The 6,000-nt window shown below is 66.4% G+C and carries 5 protein-coding genes; 3 read left to right on the top strand and 2 right to left on the bottom strand.

Going from position 1 to position 6,000, the window contains the following annotated elements; genetic code table 11:
* Positions 1 to 2,031, top strand: a 2,031-nt coding sequence (locus BBIA_RS09075) for an AAA family ATPase (RefSeq protein WP_035138298.1), incomplete at its 5' end; no start/stop codon positions are given.
* 103 nt (positions 2,032 to 2,134) lie between these two features.
* On the opposite strand, the gene BBIA_RS09070 is transcribed toward BBIA_RS09075, so the two are convergent.
* Positions 2,135 to 3,133, bottom strand: a complete 999-nt coding sequence (locus BBIA_RS09070; RefSeq protein ID WP_033494878.1) for a lipid II:glycine glycyltransferase FemX — start codon at positions 3,131 to 3,133, stop codon at positions 2,135 to 2,137.
* A gap of 102 nt (positions 3,134 to 3,235) precedes the next feature.
* Positions 3,236 to 4,801, bottom strand: coding sequence for a UDP-N-acetylmuramoyl-L-alanyl-D-glutamate--2,6-diaminopimelate ligase (locus BBIA_RS09065; RefSeq protein ID WP_033494876.1), 1,566 nt, complete (start codon positions 4,799 to 4,801; stop codon positions 3,236 to 3,238).
* A 172-nt stretch (positions 4,802 to 4,973) separates the two neighbouring features.
* On the opposite strand from BBIA_RS09065, the gene BBIA_RS09060 reads away from it, so the two are divergent.
* A complete protein-coding gene (locus tag BBIA_RS09060) occupies positions 4,974 to 5,642 on the top strand; it encodes a sigma-70 family RNA polymerase sigma factor (RefSeq protein WP_081892213.1) in 669 nt (222 codons plus the stop codon).
* A complete protein-coding gene (locus BBIA_RS09055) occupies positions 5,639 to 5,968 on the top strand; it encodes a hypothetical protein (RefSeq protein ID WP_033494874.1) in 330 nt (109 codons plus the stop codon). Before BBIA_RS09060 ends, BBIA_RS09055 begins: the two co-directional genes overlap by 4 nt.
* The last annotated feature ends 32 nt before the right edge of the window (positions 5,969 to 6,000 follow it).

The raw sequence follows: 6,000 nt of genomic DNA, 5'->3' as shown, positions 1-6,000 counted from the left end.
CTCGCGCACGCGCTCGACCGCGCCCGCGAGGACCGGCTCGGCAAGGCCGTCGTGCTCACGCCGATCGGCGGAGCGCAGGCCGGGGAAGATCGGGACGACGACGGCATGGCCGACGATGCGCGGGAACGTATGTGCGCGTCCCACCTGATCGCCCCGAACCCCGATGCGCAGGACGCGGCGCAGGCCGCCGGCGTGGCCCGGGCCGTGCGCGTGCTGCTCGCCGACGTGGCCGCCGTCGACACACTCGACGAGGCCATCGCCGCCGTCACGATCGACCCCGATGCGGCCGACGATCCGAACAGCCTGAACGGCCGGACGGAACCCCGCTACGCGCAAGCCGTCACCAAGGCCGGCGAAATCGTCAACGCGGTCGGCGCGGTCGGCGGCTCGTCCCTCTCGCAAAGCGACCTATCACTGGCCGCCCGCCGTGACAAGGCGCTCCAGCAGGTGCGCGAACTGACCACGCAGGCCGAAACCCTCGAAACCGACGCCGAACGAGCCCGCACCGAACGCGACAACCTGCGGCTCGCCGTCGACCAAGCATCCGCCGCATGCACCGAACGCCGTGTCAAAGCACGGCAGACCGCCGAATCGCTGCAGGCCGCGGCCGGACGCGCGGCCGGACTCGAACGTCAGCTCACTGAACTCGACAACCGTCTCGCCGCAGCCAAGAACGACGGCGACGCGCACCGGCTCAAAGTCGACGATCTGAATCGCGCGCTTGCCGCCGCGCAGTCGTCCGCCGACGGCACCGCCGATTCGGACGAACTCGACGCTCGCGAACACGAGCTGGAAGCCGCGCTCGACATCACACGCGAACACGAGGTCGCGGCCAAAATCGCGTGGACCGACGCGCAGCGCAAAGCCGAATCGTACGCGCGACAGGCCGGACTGCTGCACGATCAGGCCAGACAAGCCGCCGAACGGCGCGCCCGCATTGCGCAGTCCAACGAACGCCGACGCGCGCAGGCCGCGCACGCCGGCCGCGTGTCCGCCGACGCGCTCGCCGTCGCCGAACTGGCCAACAAGTCGATCGATGCCGCCGCCGCACGCCGCGACGCCCTGCAGGCGGCTGCGTCCAGCCACGACGAGGAGCTCAGGACGCTGCGCGCGCGGCGCGACGAACTGGAGCCGAAGGTCACCGACCTGACCGCACGCGAGCATGTGCTCGATGTGAACCGTGAACGGTACGCCGCCGAATGCGAGCAGATCGAACGGCGCGTGTCCGACGAGCTTGGCCTCGGCGTCGACGAACTGATCCGCGATTACGGTCCGGACGTACCCGTGCCGGTGATCGCCGTTGGCGGTGTCGGCAAGTCCGACGGCAATGACGATGGCGGTGACAGTGACGACGTAGCGAACACCGTCCCGTACGTGCGCGAGGAACAGCTCAAGCGGCTCGAACAGGCCAAGCGCGACCTCGCCGCCCTCGGCAAGGTCAACCCGCTGGCCACCGAGGAATACGAGGCGCTCGAGGCGCGCAACCGGTATCTCAAGGGGCAGCGCGACGATGTGGCCAAGTCTCGTGACGACCTCATGCAGCTCATCCGCGACCTCGACGGGACGATGGTCGACGTGTTCCGCAGCGCGTTCGAGGACACGGCCGCCGCGTTCGAGCAGGTGTTCGCCACGCTGTTCCCGGGCGGCACCGGCCGCCTGCGGCTCGAAAACCCCGCCGACATGCTCTCCACGGGCGTGATCGTCGAGGCAAGCCCGGCCGGCAAGCGTGTCAGACAGCTGAGCCTGCTGTCCGGTGGCGAACGTTCGCTCACCGCGCTCGCACTGTTGTTTGCGATCTTCACTGCGCGACCCAGCCCGTTCTACGTGATGGACGAGGTCGAGGCGGCGCTCGACGACGTGAACCTGACCCGCCTGCTCGACGCGCTCGACCAGCTGCGCGCGCACGCGCAGCTCATCGTCATCACGCATCAGCAGCGCACGATGGCCATCGCCGACGCGCTGTACGGCGTGACCATGCGCGCGGACGGCGTGACGGCGGTCGTCAGCCAGAAGCTCGCCGATCGCGACTGATCGCCGCCAATACAACAAGGGCGGCGGATTCCAATATCGGATCCGCCCGCCCTTGTTGTATGCACGTGCACTGCACCGACACGCGCGCACGGCTCACGCGCCGTTACTTGCGCAGCGACTTGCGCACCTTCTGCACGGCGCTCAGCGTCGCGTAGAACGCCTTCTTGATCGGCACGTCACGGCCCGGAGCCACCGGCGTGACCTCCTCGGTGAACTTGGTCTTGAACTCGTTGAGGCCCATGAGCGACGGCGCGAAATCCGAGCCGATGCCCATCAGATCGTATGCGGTGATGCCCTGCGAGCCGAGTATGCAGCACTCCTGATACAGCAGTTTGTCGGTCACGTGCAGGCGCATCACCTCGCTGCGCATGCCGGCGTAGTAGCGCACGGCGTGCGTCCCGTTCACTGTTACGATCGACCATGCGACCACGCGGCCGTCGATGCGCGCGGCGAACACGCGGCAATGATCCGCGCCGAGCGCGCCGATCATGTCCGAATAGTCGCTCATCGGCGCGGGAACGAACCCGTCGCGCTTGCCGGTTTCGACCATCACGTCGTAGTATTCGCTGAAATCGGCCATCGCCTGCGTCGTCTCGTCCGCGCATTCGGCGGGGCATTCGCGCAGCGCCTTGCGCACGTCGCGGCGGCCGCGGCGCTTCATGCGTGTCAGGATCGCGTCGTCGCCGCCGGTCACGTCGATCACCACGGTCTGGTCGTACGGCACCGTGGACAGCACCGGAACCGTGCCGGCCGCATACCACAGGTCGATGCGCAGGAACGTGACCTTGCCGTCCTTCTCGTGCACAGCCTTGGCCAGAACGTCGACGGTTTCCCGCTCGTCGGCCTCGCTCGGCTTAGCGACCCACGTTGGGCCGTGCACCGAGCGCAGATAGTGGTATCCGTGCGTTTCGAAGTCGATCAGCGAAATGAACGCGACCGTTTCGCCGTCCTTTTTGATCAGATACGCTCCCCACGGCGTGCGCCCCTCAATGTCGGCCTGATAGGCGGCCCAGACGGCGGTCTGCTCGATGGGCAGGTTCACGCCCAACGCCGTGGCGGACGATTCCAAAGCGGCGGGGGTGACGGCTTCCAGCGTGATCATGATGCTCCTTGTAACGATGAATGATGACGATGAATGGTGACGATGATAATACGAATGACGACCGGTCTGACGTTGGGTCAGGCGGGCGGAAAGCGGCGAAGGTCAGTGCCGTTCGATGCCGAACAGGCGGCGGATGACGTGGCCGTCGCCCTCGTACGGCGCGTGTTTGCCGTTGACCTTGATCCACCGCTCCTCGCCCTTGCCGATGACCAGCAGCACCGTGAACCGGCCGGCTTGAGCGTCCGTGCGAGCCTCGGCCACCGCGGTTTCGATGGCTGCGACGCGGTCGAGCACGATGCTGCACGAGACCCGCGGATTCGTGATGTAGCCGCGCATTTCGTCGAGAATGGCGGTCATCGGTTCATGCACCGTGTCCTCCGACGTGAGGATGATCCGGTCGACATGGTCCTGCGCGCCATCGATGATGCCCTGACGGCGGTCCACGGCCTTGTCGCCGACCGAACCGGTCACCAGCACCAGCTTCGGATTACGGTCGGCGTACTTGCGCAGCACGAAATCGACCAGCGTTTTGGTGCTCACGTAGTTGTGCGCGTAGTCGACATAGGCGACGACGCCTCCGTTCGGATCCTCGAACCGTTCCATGCGCCCGGAAATGCGCACATGGCCGATCGCGGCGAACGCGGGGGAGTCGGCCGGCACACCGGCCAGTCGAGTCAGCGCGATCGCCGTGGCCGCATTCGCCGCGTTGAACCCGCCTTCAAGCTCAAGTGCGAAATCGCCGACCTGCGTTCCATGGTCAAGGAATACGTACTTCGTCGGATCGGAAGGATCGGGCACTGCGGCAAAATCGACGGCGGAGCCGGCGTCACGGTCGTCCCGCAGCGCGAACGCGGTGACCGGCACGCCGGCACGCGCCGCATCCTGACGGATCAGATCCGCATGATCGCAGTCCTCGCCGAGCACGAGCGCGCGGCAATTGTACGCGATCTGCCGCTTGCAGTGCAGATAGTCCTCGAACGTGGGATGCTCGATCGGGCTGATGTGATCGGGGGAAATGTTGAGGAATGCGGCCACGTCGAACGTCAGGCCGTACACGCGATCCACCTTGTACGCCTGCGAGGAAACCTCCATGACGAGGTAGCGCATGCCGTTGGACACGGCTTCGCGCATCATGCGGAACGCGTCGAGACTTTCCGGCGTGGTCAGGGCCGATTCGGCGTACGTATGGCCGTCCAGGCAATTGTCGACGGAGGAGAACAGTGCGCATCGCCCGTCGGAGTGCGCGTTGAGCACGGCCTGCGCGAAATATGCGGTCGTCGTCTTGCCTTTCGTGCCGGTGATGCCGATCACCGTCAGCTCGTCCTGCGGGCGACCGAAGAACTCGGCGGACAGCAGGCTCATCGCCTTGCGCACGTCGTCCACGATCAGTCCGGGAGCACGCGTCGCGGACGAGAAGTCGGTTTCGGCCACGTACGCCGCCAATCCGCGATCGTCGACGCCGCGCAGATACTCCGGCTTGAAATTGCCCTTGCAGAACAGCAGCGTGCCGTCGCCGACGCTGCGCGTGTCGTACGTGACGTCGGCGAACGGCTCGTCGCTGCCGGTCACTTGCGTCGCGTCAAGCGTCCACAGATCCCCGGCGATGATCTCGCGCAGCAGATGATGTTCGTCGAGCAGCCGAGCGGCCGATCGCAGCGTCAAAGTCATGTGATTCTCCCTTTGTCGTTACCGACTAGCCATTCTACCGTCGGACATGTGCATGTTCGGTGGCGGACGGGCCGGGGCGTGGCGTCCGGCGCGTGGTTTCGGCCGGAACGTGGGGCCGTCGCTACAATGGGGAGACGTGACAAACGAGCAACACGAGCAGCAGCATGAAACGATGGCGGAACGACGCGCCCGGTTCGAGCGCCTCGCCATGCCCGCGGTCGACGCCCTCTACCGGCAGGCCATGAAGCTCACCAACAACACCGACGACGCGCAGGACCTCGTGCAGGACACGTTCGAGCGCGGCTTCAAGGCGTTCGACTCGTTCGATCCGAACTCCAATTTCGAGGCGTGGATGACCACCATCGAACGCAACGCCTACTTCAACCAGTACGCGAAGGCCAAGCGTCGCCCGCAGCGAGCCAACGACTCCACCGGCGAATACGACGACTGGGACATCTACTCCGCATCCGAGCATTCGTCCGAAGGGCTCAAATCTGCCGAGCAGGAGTATCTCGACACGTTCGCGCCCGAGGAGATCATGAAGGCGCTCTCGCATCTGTCCCCGGAACGCCGGCAGGTGTTCATCGACACGGCGATCGACGGCAAAACCTACCAGCAGGTCGCCGACGAGCAGGGCGTGAAGATCGGCACCGTGATGAGCCGTCTCAACCGCGCTCGCACGCAGCTCAAGCGCGAACTGGCCGCATACGCGCGCGAACGCGGATACGGTGCGGCGGCGGGCGGTTCGCCCGATACCGCGCATGGTTCACTGTCCGCGAATCGCGACGGCGACGGCGATAATGGAACCGGGAAGAAGACTGAACGGAAGGAGCGGTCATGAGCGAGCACATCGAGCGTCACAGCCACATTGCGGTGACGCGGCGGACCGCCGACGGCACGATCGTGCGCACCGACGTGCACGTCACCGAAACCGGCATCAGCCCGGACGCGCTCGCCGGCGCCGGCGATCCGGGGGAGCCGGTCGCGTCGGCCGCATCGCCGGCATCGGGCGACGCATGCTTCGACCCGAACACGTGCTGCGACGAGCGCGAGCGCGCGATCATCATGTCACTGCGCGCCTATCTGCGCCCGGACGTTGCGCCCGAATGCCTGATGCGCCGGCTGCGCGAGACGCTGGACCACTGCTGCTGCGATCAGGACGAGTGAGCGCCGGAGCGCCGGTCGCGCCGGACGTTCCG

This window comes from Bifidobacterium biavatii DSM 23969 (genome assembly GCF_000741165.1).
In the GTDB taxonomy this organism is placed as follows: Bacteria; Actinomycetota; Actinomycetes; order Actinomycetales; family Bifidobacteriaceae; genus Bifidobacterium; species Bifidobacterium biavatii.
Note: the sequence above shows the minus strand (reverse complement) of the source record. Positions and strands in the feature narration are given on the sequence as shown.